We start from the raw sequence: 19367 nt of genomic DNA, 5'->3' as shown, positions 1-19367 counted from the left end.
TGCTAAACTTATCCACAGTTGCTGATGCACAAATCAGCAATCCGCCCTGGGTCAAATTTCAATCGGCAGGGTGGGTCAATTTTCCATCAGCGCCAACAGGTGGCCAAAATCGCAGTAGAAATGCCCTGCCCCTTCATGGATAAACAGCAGATCATCGCCATCGGCGTTGCGCACCAAGTGGCGCATCGCCCCGTGGGTTTTCCACACCCGCAGCTTCACATCACTGTTATGCAGGGTAAGCGGCGCGGCCAGCGGACAATCGCGCTCGCTGGCGATGTTGTTGAAGTTGAACGCGTGCGGGCGCAGCGGCCCTTGCCAGTCGATCCAGCCGGTCGGCGGATGCTTGTGGTGCAGGTGTGCGGTCGGGCCAAAAAAACCTTCGCGGCCCATCTCGCGCTCAAATGTGCCTTCGGGAAGGTCGCAGTGCGCTTGCCGCGAGCACTCGCCTTCACGCAGGGGGAAACTGATCCATTGCCGGCTCATGGCATTACTCCTCGGAGATCACGCCGCGCTTGATCTGGTCTTCTTCAATCGACTCAAACAGGGCCTTGAAATTACCTTCGCCAAAGCCCTGGTTACCCTTGCGCTGGATAATCTCGAAGAAGATTGGGCCAATCACTGTGTTGGTGAAGATCTGCAGCAGAATGCCGTCATCGCCAGGCGTACCGACGCCCGGCGCTCCATCGATCAGGATGCTTAGCTCGCGCAGCACATCGGTGGGCTCGCCATGCCCGGCGACACGAGTGTCGACCTTGTCGTAGTAGGTGCCAGGCGTTGCCAAGAACTGCACACCGTTGGCGCGCAGTTGGCGCACGGTGGCATAGATATCGTCTGTGCTCAGGGCGATGTGCTGGATGCCCTCGCCGTGGTACTCACGGATAAATTCCTCGATCTGCGATTTGTCGTCGGCCGACTCGTTGATCGGGATGCGGATCTTGCTGCACGGCGCTGTCATGGCACGTGACAGCAGGCCAGTGAGCTTGCCTTCGATGTCGAAGTAGCGAATCTCGCGAAAGCCTGCGATGCGCTCGTAGAAGCTCGACCACACGTCCATCTGCCCGCGTTTAACGTTGTGGGTCAGGTGATCCAACTCTTTGAGGCCGACGGCGTTGTCGTTCGGCGTGCGCCCTTCGATGTACTCGAAGTCGACGTCGTAGATGCTCTTGTCGCCGAAGCGGTCCACCAGATACAACAAGGAGCCGCCGATGCCTTCGACACAGGGAATATTCAGTTCACCGAAGTTGGCGTGGCTGCCCACCAGCTTGGCACCTTGGGACGCCACATAGGCCGCAGCCTGGGCTGCGTTCTGCACGCGGAAGGCCATGGCGCAGGCGCTCGGGCCGTGCTTCAAACCGAACTCGCGCACATGCCCGGTGGGGCTGCCGTTAAGCACAAAATTGATGTCGTTTTGCTGGAACAACCAGACCTCTTTCGAGCGGTGCTTGGCGGTTTCAGTAAAACCCATGGCGGTGAACAGCTCGCGCAACTGCTGGATACCTTCGGGCGTCGGCGCGGTGTATTCGACAAACTCGAAACCGTCGGTGCCGATGGGGTTGTGCGGCTGAATCTTGTTCACGGCGTTCATTGCGCCTCCTCGTTGTTGTTGTGATCAACCGCTGCAGCCATGCAACGGCGCGGATTGACCTCATAACAACTGAGCGCAGGTGCACTCACAAGCGGCTGCAACATGCCCTACCCGGCTTTGCGCCCGTGCTTTCGGCAAGTTTTCAATACACAGAGAAAAACAGCGCGCTTGCCGACTGCAACCACCCAAACTGCGTAACGAAAGATTTACAAGGCGGTCGATTTAACTGCCAGATGCAAGGCCGCAGTCTTAGCCCAAATGCAATCCGCAAACATTACAGGCAACCACCGGCCCTCCCGAATTGCATCCGGGCTACTGGCTGAAATCCGCGTGAAAGTTTTACGTTAGAAGAAACCGTAGGATGCATGGCGCTTCATCCATCCACCAGTCGGTCTCAAGGCGGATGAAAAAGCGGCATCCGCCCGAGACCCAGCGCTGCTATCAGTGCTGCAAATGGCCGTAGAGTTTGGCGTACAGACCACCCTCGGCGATCAACTCTTGATGGCCGCCGTCTTCGGCGATGCTGCCACCGTCGAATACCAACACGCGATCAGCCTGCTTCACCGCACTCAAGCGGTGGGCAATGATCAAGGTGGTGCGGCCATGCAGGAACTGGTTGAGCGCCTTGTGCAGCGCGTATTCGGTGGCGGCATCCAAGGCCGAGGTGGCTTCATCGAGAATGACCACTTTCGGCTCGGCCAGCACCATGCGCGCAATGGCCAGGCGCTGGCGTTGCCCGCCGGACAAGCGCACACCGGAGCGGCCAACAATGCTGTCCAGCCCTTGCGGCAGGCTGCGGATGGTGTCGGCCAGTTGAGCGATATCCAGCGCACGCCAGCAAGCCTCGTCATCACGCTCACGGCCCATGCACAGGTTGGCGCGCACGCTGTCGTTAAACAGCGCCGGGTGCTGCAACACCACCGCCACATGCTCGCGCACGGTTTCCAGGCCAATTTCTTGTTGGCTGCTGCCGCCAAAACATATGGTTCCGGACTGGGGTGTATAAAGCCCCAACAGCAACTGCACCAAGGTGCTTTTGCCGCCGCCACTGGCACCGACGATGGCGACTTTTTCACCCGGTGCGATGCTCAGGTTGAGTTGGTTCAGCACCGGCTCATCGTTATAGGCAAAGGTCAGCCCGCTGATCTCGATGCCCACGGTAGCGCGGCCTTTAAACGGGTCGCTACTGCCGGGATATTGCGGTTCGTCTTTACGCGCCAACAGCTCATTTATCCGCGTCAGCGCGCCACCAGCGGCGTAGAAGGCGTATTGCAGGCTGAGCAGTTGCTCAACCGGGCCAATCATGAACCACAGGTAGCTGAACACCGCGAGCATCTGGCCAATCGACAGGTCAGAAAGCAGCACAGTGATCATGGCCGCGGCACGGAATACATCGATACCAAACTGGAACAGCAAGCCGCTGGCACGGTTCGACGCATCGGTCTTCCACTGCGAGGCCACGGCGTAGTCGCGCACTTCTTTGGCACGCCCACCGAGGCGGCCGAGGAAATAACCCTGGCGGTTACCAGCGCGGATTTCCTGAATGGCTTCCAGGGTTTCGGTGAGGGCTTGGGTGAAGCGTCCGGTGCTGTCGTTTTCCAGTTTTTTCAGGTGTTTGACGCGTTTACCCAGCAACACGGTGGCGTAGATCACCAGCGGGTTGAACAGCAAAATCAGCAACGCCAACTGCCAGTGCATCCAGATCAAAATGGCTGAAGTACCGGCCAGAGTGAGCACTGCCACCAGAAAGCGGCTGAGGGTTTCACCGACAAACTTGTCCAAGGTGTCGAGGTCAGTGACCAGATGCGTGGTCACGGTGCCGCTGCCCAGGCTTTCATATTCAGCCAGGGAGATGCGCTTGAGCCGCTCGATCAAACGAATGCGAATTCGGTAGACGATGTCCTTCGACAGCCGAGCAAACAGCCGCGCCTGCACCACGTTGAACACCAGCGCACCGCCGCGCAAAAACAGCGTCAGCACCAGCATCAGGCCGATGTAGCCGACGGCGGTTTCCCAGTGAGTGGGCAGGAAGTTATCCATCACTTTTAGCGCTGCATCGCCGTCGTTGAGCAGCACCTCATCGACCAGCAGCGGCAGCAGCAATGGAATTGGCACACTGCACAGCGTGGCCAAAATGGCGACCAGATTGGCCCAGATCAGCGCTTTTTTATGCTGCAGGGCCAGCGTGCGAATGTGCGCCCAGCTCAGGCGGTCATGCATTAACAGTACGCTCCAACCAACGACCCAACAGGGGTTGTAAAACATCCAGCGGCTGGTAGCCGTTGGTCAGCAGTGCCATCTGTCCGTTGCGTTCGGCCAGCAAGGTGGGGAAGCCTGCAATCCCCAGATCCTGCACCCAGCTGACATCGGCTGCCGTCGCAGCCCGTTGCGCGGCGCTGTCGAAGGCCTCGGCAAAGACGATACGAGGGATACCGGCGCGCTCGGCTAACTCAACCAACACACTGGCGCGGGTAACATCCACACCTTGGGTATAGAACGCGCGCTGAATCAAACGATTCAGCGGCAACACCAGTTCAGGTGCCAAGGCACGGGCCGTTACCAGCGCGCGGCACGCCGGTTCGGTGTCGTACACCAACCCCTCTGGCAGTCCATCATTGAAATTGAATAACTGCCCGGTGCTGGCATTAACTGCTTGCCAGTAGCCCAGGTAACGCACGCGCGAAGCGGCATCAATGGCCACGCCTTCACGACGCAAACCACCCATGACCAACTCCAGACCAACACCCGCAGCAGCGGCCTGCTCAGCCAAGGACTCCAGTACCGGAGCAAAGCCCCAGCACCATGAACACATCGGGTCCATCACATACAGCAGGCGTGCACGCATGCTTAAGCCTCGCGGTTGAGTCGGGGATTGAAACCCAGTGGATGCGGCTGGTTACGCGCCTTGGCCAGTTCAATCTGGCGCTGCCGCTCACGCGCGCCGGCACGGGTTTTCTCTGGCAGCGAGTCCCAGCAATGCGGGCAACTGACGCCTGGGGTGTAAAACTCGGATTGACGGTCTTCCACCGACACCGGCGTACGGCAGGCATGACACTGGTCGTAATCGCCTTCCGTCAGGTCATGGCGCACAGTGACGCGGTTATCAAACACAAAGCAGTCGCCCTGCCATTTGGTCTGGTCTTGCGGCACTTCTTCCAGGTATTTGAGGATGCCACCCTTAAGGTGATACACCTCCTCGTAACCCTCAGTGAGCATGTAGCTGGAGGCTTTTTCACAGCGAATACCGCCGGTGCAGAACATCGCCACTTTCTTGTGCTTGGCCGGGTCGAAGTGCGCCTTGATGTAATCGGGGAACTCGCGGAATGACTTCGTTTTAGGGTCAATCGCGCCCTCGAAGGTGCCAATGGACACTTCGTAATCGTTACGTGTATCGATCAACAACACTTCGGGGTCGCTGATCAGCGCATTCCAGTCTTTGGGCTCAACGTAGGTGCCGACCTTCTGGTTCGGATCTACACCGGCCACACCGAGGGTGACGATCTCTTTCTTCAGCTTGACCTTGGTGCGGTAGAACGGCTGCTCATCACAATACGACTCTTTGTGGTCGATATCGGCCAAACGTGCGTCCAGTGCGAACCAGGCCATCAACCCATCAATACCGGCACGCGAGCCGGAAACAGTGCCGTTGATGCCCTCTTCAGCCAGCAGCAAGGTGCCTTTGATGCCTTGCGCCAACATGCAATCAAGCAGCGGCTCACGCAGTGCGTGGTAATCCGGTAGGGAAACGAATTTATACAGCGCAGCAACGACGATTTTGTCGGTCATGAGACTTTCCTTCAGTAGTCGCCCACGTAAAGGGCGGACTGGGAGATAACACGGGCACAACACCCGATTTAGCGATGTCAGTTGAGTTGGCAGGTGCAGCCAAGGCCTTCAACTGTTCTGCCCTTACAGGCGTGAAACGCGGGCAAGCCCAGCACAGATTGGTACAAGCCGCTCAAACGCCTTATGGCGCATAGCAAAAACAGGCCGTCCGGCGTCAGCCTGACCTGCGGGTGCGAAGTTTACGTGGGTTGCAGCAGCAGGTGTAGAGACCAATTGCCTCAGACACCTGCCGCTTAACTGATCGCCCCGGCTTAATGGCCGCCCTTGCAGGTTGGCGATGCGGGCGCAACACCCTGCTGTGCCCATTCTTCAGGCGTATAGGTGTGCAAGGCCAAGGCGTGTATCTGCCCCATTAAATCACCCAGGCTGGCATAAGCCTTTTGGTGACGCTTGACCGCATTCAGCCCGCTGAATACATCGCTGACAATCACCGCTTTGTAGTGCGTTTCCAGGCCACGACTGTGCATGTGGCTTTCATCCAGCAGGTCAAGGTGCTGCGGCCGTAACTCGGTGAGCGCAGCGCGCAAAAGATCAATTGTAGCCATTACCGTGATTACTCCGCTTTTTTCGGGGCCAGCTTGCTGACCATTTCAGCCAACAGTTGGTTGACCTTGGGTACGGCCGTTTCCAACTTGCTTTGCGTCAGTTGCGCGGACTGGGCCGTCAGCGTCGGCATCTGCTGCAGGACTTTCTGACCCAAGGGCGATTCGTAGAACCGAATCAGGTCTTTCATTTCCTGTTCGGTGAAGGTGCGGGTGTAAAGCGCCACCATGTCCGGCTTGAGCTTGTCCCAACCGACCGCCTGCTCAAGGGCCGCATTGGCCTGCGCCTGGTAGGTTTCCAACAGGGCTTTTTCGCTTTGCGGGGCATTACTTTCAGCAAAGCGCTGGGCAAACATCTGCTGCACTTGGGCATAAACCGGAACGGCCAGCTTGTCTGCGCGGGCCAGCAGCAAGAAACGCTCGGCATCAGCGGCGTGACTTTTCGCATCAGCCAACGCCTGAACACTGCTACAGGCCATCAACAAGGCCGCACATAAAACCGTAAAGCGAGGCATGTATGACTCCTAGTCAAGAATGAGCCTTGTTTGGCTCACGTGCGCGCATTCTGTGCTTAAGCAGGCATGTGACTCAAGCTTGGCGACTGCCAACTTGATCAAGCTACAACTGTGCACTGGCGCACACTGCGTAGAAAGGCCAAAATGCCAGTAATTGCCCTACAAGCTGCTGCTTGTGCATGCTGCGGCCTTACCCAACTGGCTGCAGTGAACGTTGGCTCAAAAGGCCTGCTACTCACACACATGGACGTGTCCGATGAATAGTTTCACCCGCACCGAACCATTCGCGGCCATTGCGCTGTGCGACCCCAGCGGCCAACTCAACCCCCAGGCAGTTGGCTGGTCGCCCCGGCCGAATGTCGATTGCGCCATCCCCGGTCATTTCGGGCGGCGTAAACGCTGGAATCATTGGTGCATCACCACCCCGCGCTGGATGTTGTCCTTTACCCAAGCGGATGTGGATTACCTGGGTTACGTCGCGGTTTATTTCCTCGATCTGCAGAATGGGCAATCTTTTGCCTGCAGCCAATACAGCCTTTTCGCGCGCGGCTGCCATTTGCCGGATCAGCCGCAGGCCAGCCACTACTTCAATCACCCGCGCTTGCAACTCAACGTTAGCGAGCACACGGGGCGCAGCCGCATCACCATCAACGCACCCGACATCGGTGGCCAGGCATTGCAGGCCGAACTGGATATCCAGCGGCCGCCGCATATGGATTCAGTCAATCTGGTTGCGCCACTGGGCCCGAACAGTTTTCATGCCACCAGCCGGCAATTGGCCTTGCCCTGCAGCGGCACGGTGTTAGTGGGTAAAGAGCAATACGGTTGCATCACAGGCCAAAGCTTCGCCGCTCTGGATTTTGGTCGCGGCGTATGGCCACTCAACAGTCAATGGACCCGCGCCGCCTTCGCCGCACCTGGCGGTATTGCAGGCAATTTTGGCGCTGGCTGGACCGATCACAGCAGCCTGTCTGAAACACCCTGTGGTTTGGCGGTGAACTCCAGCATCTGAATAGACCAATCCACATCAGCCAAAGCCCGCAAAGCCCACTGGCACCTTGGCAACTCAACAGTGCCGATGACGCCGTTGAGCTGACCTTCACTCCACGTCAACGTCACCGCGCCTACCGGCGGCTCGGACCTTTCTATGCCGACACTCAGCAGTGGTTTGGGCATTTTACTGGCGTGCTGCGCGGGCCTGAGGGTGAACGTGTCCCCGTCAACCAAGCCCTTGGCTGGGTGGGTGAAACTCACGCACGCTGGTAATCGGCCATCGATGTTGAACCTCTAGTGATGCACAGCGACCTAAGCTGAGATACGCCCAGGCTGGCATTCACAAACCGGCAATCGGCTTGCTGCATGCGCAACCATCAGGAGAGCCACCATGAGCCGCACTGAAACCGACAGCCTGGGCCCGATGGAAGTGCCCGATGAGGCTTACTGGGGCGCCCAGACCCAGCGTTCACTGATCAACTTTGCCATCGGCCAGGAGCGCATGCCTTTGCCAGTGGTGCATGCCTTGGCGCTAATCAAGAAGGCTGCCGCGCGGGTCAATCAGCGCATCGGTGAATTGCCTGCCGACTTGGCCTGGCTGATTGAGCAGGCCGCCAATGAAGTGCTGGCAGGCCAGCATGATGAGCAATTTCCCCTGATGGTTTGGCAAACCGGCAGCGGCACGCAAAGCAATATGAACGTCAATGAAGTGATCGCCGGACGCGCCAATGAACTGGCCGGCAGCGGCCGTGGCGGCAAGACGCCGGTGCATCCCAATGATCATGTCAACCGCGCACAAAGCTCCAATGACAGCTTCCCCACCGCCATGCATATCGCCGCCGTGCAGGCCGTAAAACAGCAACTGCTGCCGGCTCTGCGCGAGTTGCGTGATGGTTTACAGGAGCAGGCCGACCGCTATGCCCACCTGCTCAAGACCGGACGCACGCACATGATGGACGCCACGCCCATGACCTTTGGCCAGGAGCTGTCAGCGTTTGTCGCGCAACTGGGCTACGCCGAACGGGCAATCCTGGCCACCCTGCCGAGCGTCTGCGAACTGGCCCAGGGTGGCACGGCAGTCGGCACTGGATTGAACTCGCCGCTGGGCTTTGCCGACGCCATGGCTGCCGAACTGGCAGCCTTAAGTGGCCTGCCGTTCGTCAGCGCGCCTAACAAATTTTCTGCGCTGTCCGGCCACGAGCCGTTGGTGGCGCTATCAGGTGCGTTGAAAACCCTCGCAGTCGCCCTTATGAAACTTGCCAACGACCTGCGTTTACTCAGCTCCGGCCCACGTGCAGGCTTTGCCGAAGTGCGCTTGCCAGCCAACGAACCGGGCAGCTCGATCATGCCGGGCAAGGTCAACCCAACCCAATGCGAGGCGCTGTCGATGTTGGCCTGCCAAGTGCTCGGCAACGACACAACGATTGCTTTTGCCGCAAGCCAGGGCCATCTGCAACTCAACGTGTTCAAGCCGGTGATCATTCATAACCTGCTGCAATCGATACGCTTGCTCGCGGACGGCTGCCATAACTTCCAACAGCACTGCGTGGCTGGTCTTCAGCCCGATGCGGCGAAAATGGCCGAGCACCTAGAGCGTGGCCTGATGCTGGTGACCGCACTCAACCCGCATATCGGCTACGACAAAGCCGCACAGATCGCCAAGCAGGCCTACCAGGACGGCACCACTCTGCGCGAAGCAGCGCTGCAACTGGGCTACCTGAGCAATGAACAATTCGACACCTGGGTGCGCCCTGAAAACATGCTGGAGGCCGGAAAACATGAGTGAAGCGACAAAGAGCGGCGCGACGCCACTGGAAGGTGACGGCAAGCGTATTTTGATGATTCTCGGCACACCCAAAAGCAACAGCTTTTGCCATGCCCTGTTCGAGGCCTATGCCCAAGGCGCGCAGAGCAAAGGCCATGCCGTGCGGCAATTAAAGCTGGGGAGCCTGAACTTTGATCCCGTGCTGCGCGATGGCTTCGAACAAAGCCAGCAATTGGAGCCCGACCTGCTAGAAGCGCAGCGCCAGATCCATTGGGCCGAGCACCTGGTATTGGTTTACCCCATTTGGTGGGGCGGTATGCCTGCCCTGCTCAAGGGCTTTTTTGATCGCATCTTCCTGCCCGGCTTCGCCTTCAAGTACCGCAACCGCTCGCAACTGTGGGACAAGCTGCTGAGCGGGCGTACGGCTGATTTGCTGGTCACACTGGACACGCCCCCTTGGTATTTCCGCTGGGTTTACGGCGCACCGGGGCATCGGCAAATGACCCGCACCATCCTCGGTTTCTGCGGCATCAAAACCCGCCGTCTAAGCCAGTTTGCGCCCATTCGCCCCTCCACCGAGGAACAGCGCCAGCGCTGGTTGCGTCAGGCAGAGGCGTTAGGCGCAAGCGCCTAAAAAACAAACTGAGCGGCGGCTAAACCAACGCCGCCAAGCGCGCCTTACGGGCGCGCCAACCGGCCAACAGCGAAGGCCCCAGCGCCGTCAAGGCCGAACCCAAAACCACCAACACGGCTCCACCATAAGCCAGCAGATTGATTTGCTCGGGCTGCACGTGGTCCGGCCACCAAGTGGCCGCCAAGGCCACCGAGGCAAAGGTTACCAGTGGGGTAATCGCCAACGCCGCACTGACGCGAGAGGCTTCCCAATGGGCCAACGCCTCCGCAAAGGCGCCGTAGGCCACCAGGGTGTTCAGGCAGCAGGCAAACAGCAGCCAGCCTTGCAGGGCGTTGAGCTCAAGCACTTGCAGTGGATGCGCCCAAGGGGTGATGAGCACCGCGCAAGCCAGGTAGATCACCATCATCACCTGCAGCGAATTCCACACGGTGAGCAACTGCTTCTGGGCCAAGCCATAGAACGCCCAGACAAATGCAGCCAGCAGCACGATCAACACCCCGGTGGTGTATGCCGTCAATGAAGTCAGCAGTTCATGCAGGCGTTGATTGAAGAACAAGACAAAACCGATCAACAGCACCAGCAAGCCGACACCCTGGCCAAGGCTGAAGCGCTCGCGAAACACAAACAAACTGCTGATCAGCAATAAAATCGGTGCCACCTGAATCACCAGTTGCGTGGTGCCGGGGCTGAGCAGATTCAGCCCCATCAGGTACAGCACATAGTTGCCGGTCAACCCGGCAATCGCTACCACAAGCAGCCAGATACCCTTCTTGCCCAGCGCTCGAAATGTCGGTAGGCGCCTACTGGCCGCCAGATAACCCAGCAGTATTGAACCGGCCACCAAAAGCCTAAACCAGGTCACGGTGACCGGATCCATGACCTGCAAAACCTCTTTGAGCTTGATTGGCAATACGCCCCACAGCACCGCCGTCAGCAGCGCAAGAAAAAGACCGTACAGCCAGCGACCCGAAGAAATATGCATAAACGCCTCAATACGAAGCTGCGGTATCCCCAAGCGGGATGTGCAGCGTGACTGCATTCTAGGGGCTGACTGATAAGCAGCACAGCCACAGCCGAGCTGTGCAAAACAGCACAACTGTACTGATGGCCTTTCACTATTCAGGCAATGAATTGGCGCCAAAAACCCAGATAACGAGCACAAAACGTGCGATTTGACTCGATAAAGACCGTTTGTCGTTCAACTCACCATCACTGGAAACGGGGTTTAGACTGATTTTCATACAGCGTAAGCAGGAGGCTTAACCATGTTTGGTCAACGCACCATCGATCACAACCCAGGCACCCACTACCGCAGTGAGCGCGTCTGCGCGGTCAATGGCCAATACTTCTTCTCCACGCGCGAGGGCACACTGGAAGGCCCCTATTTCAATCGCGACGACGCTGAGCGAGAAATTGCCTTCTATATCCGCCGGATGATCCAGGCCAACCAAATCATCGATAGCCGCTCCTTTTAAAACGCTGGCGCATATAAAAAAACCGCGACATGTCGCGGTTTTTTATGTCCTGCTCAAAGCGTTTAGAGCGGCTTAGCGCACCGCTTCAAACAAGCCCGTCGCACCCATACCACCGCCCACACACATGGTGACGATGCCGTAGCGCAGGTTACGCCGCTGCAGTTCACGCACCAGATGCCCGACCTGACGCGAACCGGTCATGCCAAACGGGTGGCCAATTGAAATCGAACCGCCGTTGACGTTGTACTTGGCGTTATCGATTTCCAGACGATCGCGCGCGTACAGGCACTGCGAGGCAAAGGCTTCGTTCAATTCCCACAGGTCGATATCGGCGATGCTCAGCCCTTTGGCCTTAAGCAGTTTGGGCACCGAGAAGACAGGTCCAATGCCCATCTCGTCAGGCTCACAACCTGCGGCGACAAAGCCACGGAAAAACGCCAGCGGCTTGAGGCCCAGTTCGATGGCTTTTTCCAGGCTCATGACCAAGGTCATCGAAGCGCCGTCGGACAGTTGCGAGGCGTTACCAGCCGTGACCGAGCCATCCTCGGCGAACACCGGCTTGAGTGCGGCGAGACTCTCCAGCGTGGTGTCCGCGCGGTTGCAGTCGTCGTGTGCAACGATGCCGTCGACGATGCTCTTTTCACCCGTTGCCTTGTCTTCAACCTGATACTTGACGTGCATTGGCACGATTTCATCGTCAAACAAGCCTTCAGCTTGGGCCCGTGCGGTGCGCTGTTGGCTTTGCAGGGCATAGGCGTCCTGGGCTTCGCGGCTGACGTTATAGCGGCGCGCAACGATCTCGGCCGTTTGGCCCATCGGGTAGTAGATGCCCGGCACGTCTTTTTGCAGCACAGGATTGAACAGATTCTGCGTGTTCATGCTTTTCAGAGTCATGGTGATCGACTCAACACCACCCGCCACAATCACATCGCTGCAACCGGACGCCACCTGATTAGCCGCAATGGCAATGGCCTGCAAGCCCGAGGAACAAAAGCGGTTCAGGGTCATGCCGGCCACGTTGGTGCCCAACCCCGACAGCACGGCCACATTACGGCCAATGTTCATGCCCTGGGCACCTTCGTTGGAACCGGCACCCACGATGCAATCGTCCACCAAGGCTGGATCAATACCGGTACGGGCCAACAGGGCATTGACGCAATGGGCAGCCATGTCGTCGGGACGGGTCAAATTGAACTTGCCACGAAAGGACTTGGCCAAACCGGTTCGAACGTTGTCAACAATCACCACTTCACGCATGCCACACCTCAATGTTGTTGGGTTTTATGGCATGAGAATAAAACCGCGCAATCTCGCTCGGCGACGATCATTCATCAGGGATATGCGCAGCCATCCTTTGGCTCACAGGCCAGCGGCTCAATCCTTGGCAAAGGCGGCTTCAATGGCCTCGTTGATCGTGCGCAGCACCTTAATACGGGCGAAGCACTTGTCGTTGGCCTCAACCAGTGTCCAGGGCGCGATTTCCGTGCTGGTGCGATCAACCATGTCGCCCACCGCATCGCGGTAAAGCGGCCATTTATCGCGGTTTCGCCAATCTTCTTCAGTGATTTTGAAACGCTTGAAGGGGATTTGCTCGCGGGCTTTAAAACGTTCCAACTGGGTTTGCTGATCAATCGCCAGCCAGAACTTCACCAGCACCACCCCCGCGCTGCTTAATTGCTCTTCAAAATCATTGATCTCGCCATAAGCACGCAACCAGTCTCCGGTGCTGCAAAAGCCTTCAACGCGCTCGACCAATACGCGGCCATACCAGGAGCGATCAAACACGGTGAACTTGCCGCGCGGTGGCATGTGCCGCCAAAAGCGCCAGAGGTAAGGCTGCGCGCGCTCTTCTTCGGTGGGCGCGGCCACCGGCACAATCCGGTACTGGCGCGGGTCCAGGGCACCAATCACGCGACGAATCGCGCCGCCCTTGCCGGCCGCATCATTGCCCTCAAAAACCGCAATCAGCGAATGCTTACGCATACGTTTATCGCGCATCAGGCTGGATAAGCGTGCCTGCTCAAAAGCCAGTTGTGCGGTGTAGCTTTCCTTATCCAGCGTCTGCGTCATGTCCAGGCTTTCGAGTAAGCCACGCTCATCCAGGCTAGAGGTCAGCGGCGCGGCATGCGGGTGAGGCAGCGGTCGGTTTTTGGCTTTTAGCGCGGCCTGCAGGCCGTCGAGCAAAATGCGCCCAACGGTCAGGCTGCGGTAATACTCATCGACCCCCTCGACCACATACCAAGGGGCATAGTCGCGACTGGTGCGACGCAACACGCGCTCACCGACGCGGACAAACTTGTCGTAGGTTTTCGATTGCTGCCAGTCAAACGGGCTGATTCGCCAGCTGTGCAAAGGGGCGTCCTGCAGGGCTTTGAGGCGCGCCTTCATGTGCTGTTTGGAGAGGTGAAACCAGAACTTGAAAATCAGTGTGCCTTCGTCGCAGAGCATGCGCTCCATGCCAAGGGTGCTGTCGATGGACTGATCGAGCACGGCGTTTTTGATCCGTCCATGCACCCTGCCCTGCAACATCTGGCTGTACCAATTGCCGAAGAAAATGCCGATACGCCCCTTGGGCGGCAATTGCCGCCAATAGCGCCACGCGGGCGGGCGGGCCAATTCTTCATCCGTTTGCTGATCAAAGGTGTTGACCTGAATGAGGCGTGCATCCATCCACTCGTTAAGCAGTTTGACCGTTTCGCCCTTACCGGCGCCCTCAATGCCATCGATCAAAATCAACACGGCAAAGCGGCCTTGTTGCTGAAGTTCGTATTGCGCTTCAAGCAGGGCCTCGCGCAGAGCGGGCGCTTCGGCGTCATAGGTGTCTTTGTCGATGCTGCGGCCGATTTCGGCTGATTCAAACATGGCCTACTCCCTCAGTAATGCTGATCAGCCTAGCGGATACAGCGCCGTTATAGCCAAAACACTTCGGGCTTAGCGCCGAGTGATCAGCCCTTGCCGGGCGACTCGCGTTAGCTGGCGCACGGTTTCGTCCAATTGCTCGGCGGCTGGCGCTTGAATAACCGCCATGTCGAAACGATTGCTGGCAAACCGCGCCAAAGACTCGCCGTCGTGGACAAAATTGATCAAGAACGTACGCGGCCCAGGCCAGCGCTTCGGCCAGCCGTCGAGGTAGCGCAAAAGTGTCGGCTGATGACTGCCACCCAGAAGAATTTTCGGATTACGAAACGTCAGCCTGGAGGTGATCGGGGCCAGGCGAATAAGCGGTTGGGGACTTAGCATGGTGATGTCTCCGCCTCATTGGGTCCGCTGGGCAGCGGTGAGAGGCGACACCGAACCAGCGCTTTAGCGGTATTTCGAGGCCTCCTTGGAGTTCCTCTCAGGGCGCTGCAATCAGCAGGTAACCCGGCGCCCCGCAAGTAGCTGTTTAAATCGGCGCTTGGGTCAGCATCCTAGAGAAGCGCGCGCAAAGGTGTCAAGGCAGGCACTGCACACATAAGCACCCCAACCTTTGATTGGCACCTTGCTGTTCAGGGGCTCGCTTGCTGCTTTGAACACCTCTTTAGCAGCACCAGCGAACAGCAGATGGGGCCCATGCCCACCACTTGCACGTGTCAGGCCGTAACAACAACACAGATTGACGCAATGCTTAGCAAGCGCCTGCTTGAGGCATAACCCCCATGCCAGAGCCTTGCAGGGACGAATGTACTAAGTGGCATGTTTTGTGCCAAATCAACACGCTGATATATGCGTCTCGGGATAGGCGCTTTGACTGCAAGGAACGCCTTGAACTGCCCGATAAATCCAATGAGAGCACCCATGAACAACAATAAAACCCTGCTCGCCCTTTGCCTTGGCGCTGGTTTGCTAGCCTCTGGCAGCACCCACGCCTTCTGGTTTGGCTCCTCCGGCTACACCCAAACCAAATACCCGGTTGTGCTGAGCCACGGCATGCTCGGCTTTGACAGCATTCTCGGGATTGATTACTGGTACGGCGTGCCGGGAGCCCTGCGCCGCGACGGCGCCAGCGTGTATGTCACAGAAGTCAGCCAGCTGAATACCTCTGAAGCACGTGGCGAAGAATTACTGTCTCAGGTTGAAGAGATTGTGGCCATTAGCGGCAAGCCCAAGGTCAATTTGATCGGTCACAGCCACGGCGGCCCAACCATTCGCTATGTCGCAGCCGTAAGCCCCAACTTGATTGCCTCAGCCACCAGCGTCGGGGCACCGCATAAAGGTTCAGCCACAGCCGATTTTATCCGTCAGGTACCGCCTGGCTCAGCCGGCGAAACGCTGCTGGCCGGCATCGTCAACGGCCTGGGGTCGTTGATCAACTTCCTGTCTGGCAGCTCCAGCACCAGCCCGCAAAATGCACTGGGCACCCTGGAGTCACTCAACAGCCAGGGTGCGGCGCGCTTCAACGCCAAGTTCCCGCAAGGCATCCCCACCACGGCGTGTGGTGAAGGTGCTTACAGCGTGAATGGCGTGCGTTACTTCTCGTGGAGCGGCACCAGCCCGGTGACCAATATCATTGACCCCAGTGATTTGTTGCTCGGTGCCACAGCACTGACGTTCAACGGCGAAGCCAACGACGGCTTGGTTGGGCGCTGCAGCTCACGCATGGGCAAGGTGATTCGCGACAACTACCGCATGAATCACCTGGATCAGGTCAACCAAACCCTGGGGCTGACCAGCCTGTTTGAAACCGATCCAGTCACGGTCTATCGGCAACATGCCAACCGCCTGAAAAACGCCGGTTTGTAAGTGCATTCCGGGGCTGCTTGCAGCCCCGGTTCAGCTACATCGTCCATGCTGCAATTGTTTCGAATGAGTGCCTGTGAAAAAACTTCTGCTCCTGTTACCCGTGCTTTTTGCACTGTGCCTGGCTCTGGCGCTTTACTTACAGCCCACACCCGCATCCGCGCCGCACGTCGGTACACCACCTGTACAAACCGTGCAGAACCAACAGCCACACACCACGCCGCAAAAAACCATGGCGGCCATCAAAACACCTGCCCCACAGCAAACCCTGCCCAGCTCTTTTGAAGGCACGCATGTAGATGGTGTGTTTCGTTTGGATGCGGACGGCAACCTGCTGATCACCGAAGATATCCGCCGTATCTTTGATTACTTCCTCGCGGCTGTAGGCGAGGAACCTTTACGCGCCAGCGTCGCGCGCTTGCGTGCCTACATCGCCGCTCAACTCCCGGTTCACGCCCGTGAACAAGCGCTGGCGCTGCTTAATCAGTACCTCGATTACAAGCGCGAGTTGGTGCTGCTAGAGCGCGATTTGCCGCAAATGGCCAACCTGGATGCACTGCTCCAACGCGAATCAGCGGTGCAGGCCTTGCGTGCAAGGCTGTTCGACAGCCAAACCCAGCAGGCCTTTTTTGGCCGGGAAGAGGCTTACAACCAGTTCAGCCTGCAACGACTGGCCATTGCCAATGATCGCCAGCTCGATGACAACGCCAAAGCCGTTGCCATTGATCAGCTGCGCAACAGCTTGCCCGCCGAGATGCAGGACGCCGTGCTGCCGCAGTTACAAAACGACCTGCGCCAGCAAACCGCAGCCCTGCAAGCCGCAGGCGCAAAGCCTGAACAGATCCGTCAACTGCGCCAGCAACTGGTCGGTGCGGAAGCCACCCAGCGTCTTGAGACGCTCGATCAACAACGACAGACCTGGAAAAAGCGCATCGCCCAGTACCGTCAGGAAAAAGCAGCCATCGAAAATAACTCCGGCATGAGCGCCAGCGATAAGCGCGCCGCGATCAATCAACTGGCCGTGGAAAACTTCGATGAGCGTGAACGCCTGCGCCTGGAAGCCGCAGAACAACTGTCTGCTCAGCAGGAACTGCAACCTTAAAGATGCAAAAGCCCACCGAAGTGGGCTTGTTCAAACGGGTTTGGCTTAACCGGCGATGCGTTTATCCAGCGACAGCTTGCCAGCCCCTTCGATGACCAGCGCAATACTGATTGCCAGCAACGCCAGAGCAAACTCATAGCCGTTATTGCTCATGAAAAACCCGTTAGCCAAGTGCACGGTGACAATCGCCACCAGCATGGTCACAGCCAACATGGCCGCCGCAGGACGCACAAGCAAACCGAGGATCAGCGCCAGCCCACCGAAAAACTCAGCACTGCCCGCCATCAAGGCCATCAGGTAACCGGGGGCCAGGCCGATGCTTTCCATCCATTGCCCCACCCCTTCAAGGCCGTAGCCGCCAAACCAGCCAAACAACTTTTGCGCGCCGTGAGCAGCAAAGGTCAGCCCCGCAACGATACGCAGCACAGTCAAGCCGAAGCCCGCTTGGGTGTGGGTGACACGTTTAAGAAGCGAATTCATGAGCAGCATTCCTGTAGTAGAGGGTGATGCTGCGCAGATTAAATCAATTATCCGATATGAAAAGTCGATAAACCCGCTAAAAGCAATCTACTAATTAGATTTAAAGGCCGCGTTAAGGCTCCAGTAAATAGCGCTCGCGATTAAACGCCAGGTAATACTTGTTCACGCTATTCACGTAGCTGACTACGCCCATGCCCATTTGCTCCATGGCCACTCGTTCGACCTGGAAAAACCACTGATTGGGATTTAAACCGCGCCGCCGCGCTTCGGCGCGCAGCCCTTGAACCCTCTGCGGCCCCATGTTGTAACCCGCCAAAATGAACGCCATACGCTCGCGCTCATTAAGCTGCGGGCTGTTGAAGTAGTTGCGGCGAATCATGGCCAAGTACTTGGCGCTGGCCTGCACATTGTTCTCCAACACCCCGATGTTACTCACGCCAACGCTGCTGGCTGCCGCCGGAGTCACTTGCATCAGCCCGGTCGCCCCGCCCGCCCCGCGCGCAGCAGGATTAAGGGTGGACTCCTTGAACGCCACGGCGGCCAGTGTCAGCCAGTCAAATTGATGCTGCGCCGCATAGCGCTGCAACACCGGGCGCACTTTCTCCAAGCGCTGACGCTCGGTACGACCCAGTGGATAGTGGACTTTGTACAAACGCCGGTAGACGCGCTGAAACACGGCATCCAAGTCAGCCGGATCGCGGTAACTTTTGAGAAAGCGATCAATACTGGCACCCAGCATGGGCGCGTCACGGCGCAGGACCCAGCGCATGTCGCCATCGCTGGAAAGCGGCAAATGGCGGTCAAGACGCAACTTGGGCATCACCTTGGCCCAGCGCTCGGCGATAGGTTGCTCAACCGCCGTAACGCTGAAAATGCCGGCGTTAACCATTTCCAGCACATCCTCGACCGCCAGGCTCGCGTCCACCCACTCAATCACCACTGGCGAGCGCTTGCTGTCGATCAAGCGCTGGTTGAGCGCACGTATGGCGTTGCCCGCCACGCTGCCAGCAGGCAATGCCAGGCTGCGGCCGGAAAGGTCCTCTAATCGCTGGTAGCGGCGGTTACCTTGTCGCGCCACGATGATCACCGGTACATCACGGCGAATAGCCGCGCTGGCGCTTAACTGACTGCCACGGGGTAAATCAAGCAGCTCTCCAGGGGCCACCAGATCGCCCTCACCACGCTGCAAGGCGGCCAGCAATTGGTCTTTTGCCCGAGGGACAAGTGTCAATTTAATAGCACGATTGCCCTGCGCGTTACGGTTGAGGTACTGCTCGAATGCACGCAGCCGCTGGTACTCGATGCCAATGCTTTGGCCGCGCACCATCCCTGAACTGTGGCGGCTCTGATTGACCAAAACACGCAGCTCACCGCTGCTGCGAATACTGGCCAGATCGCGCACCGCTCTGGGTTTTTCGACCTCAAGTGGACCAGTCACGCGCGCCATGGCCGTGCAGGACAGCAGCACCAGGCAGCAGGTGAGCAGCACTCGCAACATCAGGGCTCCAGAGCATGCGCAATTAGTTAAGAAAACGTTCAACAGGCGCCATAACGCCTGCAAGGTACAGTCCAACTGGCCGCCTGCGCGGGGCGCGGAGGTTCGCACAGACCCTCCACAGACACCAGCCGATTGTTATATGCAACATCACCTACACATCTTAAGTCACTGTATTTATTGACTTTTAAACTGAATAAAAAGCTCTGTTATGCT

The 19367-nt window shown here is 58.0% G+C and carries 17 protein-coding genes and 2 pseudogenes; 6 read left to right on the top strand and 13 right to left on the bottom strand.

The features are described 5' to 3' along the window. Positions 1–96: 96 nt before the first annotated feature. The 7 genes and pseudogenes from AUK77_RS03535 to AUK77_RS03505 form a co-directional block, all read right to left on the bottom strand. Positions 97–483, bottom strand: a pseudogene (locus AUK77_RS03535) (homogentisate 1,2-dioxygenase); the annotation flags it as partial. A 4-nt stretch (positions 484–487) separates the two neighbouring features. Then, on the bottom strand, positions 488–1585 hold the full coding sequence (gene hppD / locus AUK77_RS03530) for a 4-hydroxyphenylpyruvate dioxygenase (protein ID WP_296126184.1): 1098 nt from the start codon (positions 1583–1585) through the stop codon (positions 488–490). 441 nt (positions 1586–2026) lie between these two features. Next, the gene (locus AUK77_RS03525) at positions 2027–3805 is read right to left on the bottom strand and encodes an ABC transporter ATP-binding protein (RefSeq protein ID WP_296126181.1); all 1779 of its coding nucleotides are present in this window, start codon (positions 3803–3805) and stop codon (positions 2027–2029) included. Beyond that, entirely contained in the window at positions 3798–4430 is a 633-nt protein-coding gene (locus AUK77_RS03520) for a DsbA family protein (RefSeq protein WP_296126179.1), read from the bottom strand. Before AUK77_RS03520 ends, AUK77_RS03525 begins: the two co-directional genes overlap by 8 nt. A gap of 2 nt (positions 4431–4432) precedes the next feature. Further along, positions 4433–5371 (bottom strand): rhodanese-related sulfurtransferase, encoded by a 939-nt coding sequence (locus AUK77_RS03515; RefSeq protein ID WP_296126176.1) that lies wholly within the window; start codon positions 5369–5371, stop codon positions 4433–4435. A 311-nt stretch (positions 5372–5682) separates the two neighbouring features. After that, positions 5683–5976 carry a BolA family protein gene (locus AUK77_RS03510; protein ID WP_296126172.1) on the bottom strand — a complete coding sequence of 98 codons (294 nt, stop codon included), beginning with the start codon at positions 5974–5976 and terminating at the stop codon, positions 5683–5685. An 8-nt stretch (positions 5977–5984) separates the two neighbouring features. Continuing rightward, positions 5985–6488: a DUF2059 domain-containing protein gene (locus tag AUK77_RS03505; protein ID WP_296126170.1), complete on the bottom strand. Its 504-nt coding sequence runs from the start codon at positions 6486–6488 to the stop codon at positions 5985–5987. 256 nt (positions 6489–6744) lie between these two features. Between AUK77_RS03505 and AUK77_RS03500 the strand changes: the two are divergent. The 3 genes and pseudogenes from AUK77_RS03500 to AUK77_RS03490 all read left to right on the top strand — a co-directional run bounded on the left by AUK77_RS03500 (position 6745) and on the right by AUK77_RS03490 (position 9880). Further along, a pseudogene (locus AUK77_RS03500) lies at positions 6745–7754 on the top strand (DUF2804 domain-containing protein). 118 nt (positions 7755–7872) lie between these two features. Continuing rightward, the gene (locus tag AUK77_RS03495; RefSeq protein ID WP_296126168.1) at positions 7873–9267 is read left to right on the top strand and encodes a class II fumarate hydratase; all 1395 of its coding nucleotides are present in this window, start codon (positions 7873–7875) and stop codon (positions 9265–9267) included. Next, on the top strand, positions 9260–9880 hold the full coding sequence (locus AUK77_RS03490; protein ID WP_296126166.1) for an NAD(P)H-dependent oxidoreductase: 621 nt from the start codon (positions 9260–9262) through the stop codon (positions 9878–9880). The genes AUK77_RS03495 and AUK77_RS03490 overlap by 8 nt, the downstream gene beginning before the upstream one ends. 19 nt (positions 9881–9899) lie before the next feature. On the opposite strand, the gene AUK77_RS03485 is transcribed toward AUK77_RS03490, so the two are convergent. Continuing rightward, complete coding sequence (locus AUK77_RS03485; RefSeq protein ID WP_296126163.1) at positions 9900–10862, bottom strand: DMT family transporter; 963 nt, start codon at positions 10860–10862, stop codon at positions 9900–9902. Between the two features lie 283 nt (positions 10863–11145). Here AUK77_RS03485 and AUK77_RS03480 point away from each other — a divergent pair, with 283 nt between their 5' ends. Then, positions 11146–11355, top strand: coding sequence for a DUF6316 family protein (locus tag AUK77_RS03480; protein WP_296126161.1), 210 nt, complete (start codon positions 11146–11148; stop codon positions 11353–11355). A 72-nt stretch (positions 11356–11427) separates the two neighbouring features. Here the strand turns inward: AUK77_RS03480 and AUK77_RS03475 are convergent, their stop codons facing one another. The 3 genes from AUK77_RS03475 to AUK77_RS03465 form a co-directional block, all read right to left on the bottom strand. Next, positions 11428–12612, bottom strand: a complete 1185-nt coding sequence (locus tag AUK77_RS03475) for a thiolase family protein (RefSeq protein ID WP_296126159.1) — start codon at positions 12610–12612, stop codon at positions 11428–11430. A 117-nt stretch (positions 12613–12729) separates the two neighbouring features. Beyond that, the gene (gene pap, locus AUK77_RS03470) at positions 12730–14217 is read right to left on the bottom strand and encodes a polyphosphate:AMP phosphotransferase (protein WP_296126156.1); all 1488 of its coding nucleotides are present in this window, start codon (positions 14215–14217) and stop codon (positions 12730–12732) included. A gap of 69 nt (positions 14218–14286) precedes the next feature. Further along, entirely contained in the window at positions 14287–14595 is a 309-nt protein-coding gene (locus tag AUK77_RS03465; protein ID WP_296126153.1) for a class I SAM-dependent methyltransferase, read from the bottom strand. A gap of 537 nt (positions 14596–15132) precedes the next feature. On the opposite strand from AUK77_RS03465, the gene AUK77_RS03460 reads away from it, so the two are divergent. Continuing rightward, on the top strand, positions 15133–16077 hold the full coding sequence (locus tag AUK77_RS03460; protein ID WP_296126151.1) for a triacylglycerol lipase: 945 nt from the start codon (positions 15133–15135) through the stop codon (positions 16075–16077). A gap of 73 nt (positions 16078–16150) precedes the next feature. After that, complete coding sequence (locus AUK77_RS03455) at positions 16151–17176, top strand: lipase secretion chaperone (RefSeq protein ID WP_296126148.1); 1026 nt, start codon at positions 16151–16153, stop codon at positions 17174–17176. Between the two features lie 45 nt (positions 17177–17221). Here the strand turns inward: AUK77_RS03455 and AUK77_RS03450 are convergent, their stop codons facing one another. Further along, complete coding sequence (locus AUK77_RS03450; protein WP_296126146.1) at positions 17222–17656, bottom strand: DoxX family protein; 435 nt, start codon at positions 17654–17656, stop codon at positions 17222–17224. Between the two features lie 112 nt (positions 17657–17768). Further along, a complete protein-coding gene (locus AUK77_RS03445) occupies positions 17769–19154 on the bottom strand; it encodes a transglycosylase SLT domain-containing protein (RefSeq protein WP_296126143.1) in 1386 nt (461 codons plus the stop codon). Positions 19155–19367: the final 213 nt, after the last annotated feature.

The sequence above is a fragment of the Pseudomonas sp. Ga0074129 genome (genome assembly GCA_001465025.1).
Lineage (GTDB): Bacteria > Pseudomonadota > Gammaproteobacteria > Pseudomonadales > Pseudomonadaceae > Aquipseudomonas.
This window is presented reverse-complemented; position numbering and strand designations above follow the sequence as displayed.

Bases quoted from the DNA above. Each gene is read 5' to 3' on its own strand.
- hppD (WP_296126184.1), bottom strand. From the start codon at position 1,585: ATGAACGCCGTGAACAAGATTCAGCCGCACAACCCCATCGGCACCGAC.
- AUK77_RS03525 (WP_296126181.1), bottom strand. From the start codon at position 3,805: ATGCATGACCGCCTGAGCTGGGCGCACATTCGCACGCTGGCCCTGCAG.
- AUK77_RS03520 (WP_296126179.1), bottom strand. From the start codon at position 4,430: ATGCGTGCACGCCTGCTGTATGTGATGGACCCGATGTGTTCATGGTGC.
- AUK77_RS03515 (WP_296126176.1), bottom strand. From the start codon at position 5,371: ATGACCGACAAAATCGTCGTTGCTGCGCTGTATAAATTCGTTTCCCTA.
- AUK77_RS03510 (WP_296126172.1), bottom strand. From the start codon at position 5,976: ATGGCTACAATTGATCTTTTGCGCGCTGCGCTCACCGAGTTACGGCCG.
- AUK77_RS03505 (WP_296126170.1), bottom strand. From the start codon at position 6,488: ATGCCTCGCTTTACGGTTTTATGTGCGGCCTTGTTGATGGCCTGTAGC.
- AUK77_RS03495 (WP_296126168.1), top strand. From the start codon at position 7,873: ATGAGCCGCACTGAAACCGACAGCCTGGGCCCGATGGAAGTGCCCGAT.
- AUK77_RS03490 (WP_296126166.1), top strand. From the start codon at position 9,260: ATGAGTGAAGCGACAAAGAGCGGCGCGACGCCACTGGAAGGTGACGGC.
- AUK77_RS03485 (WP_296126163.1), bottom strand. From the start codon at position 10,862: ATGCATATTTCTTCGGGTCGCTGGCTGTACGGTCTTTTTCTTGCGCTG.
- AUK77_RS03480 (WP_296126161.1), top strand. From the start codon at position 11,146: ATGTTTGGTCAACGCACCATCGATCACAACCCAGGCACCCACTACCGC.
- AUK77_RS03475 (WP_296126159.1), bottom strand. From the start codon at position 12,612: ATGCGTGAAGTGGTGATTGTTGACAACGTTCGAACCGGTTTGGCCAAG.
- pap (WP_296126156.1), bottom strand. From the start codon at position 14,217: ATGTTTGAATCAGCCGAAATCGGCCGCAGCATCGACAAAGACACCTAT.
- AUK77_RS03465 (WP_296126153.1), bottom strand. From the start codon at position 14,595: ATGCTAAGTCCCCAACCGCTTATTCGCCTGGCCCCGATCACCTCCAGG.
- AUK77_RS03460 (WP_296126151.1), top strand. From the start codon at position 15,133: ATGAACAACAATAAAACCCTGCTCGCCCTTTGCCTTGGCGCTGGTTTG.
- AUK77_RS03450 (WP_296126146.1), bottom strand. From the start codon at position 17,656: ATGAATTCGCTTCTTAAACGTGTCACCCACACCCAAGCGGGCTTCGGC.
- AUK77_RS03445 (WP_296126143.1), bottom strand. From the start codon at position 19,154: ATGTTGCGAGTGCTGCTCACCTGCTGCCTGGTGCTGCTGTCCTGCACG.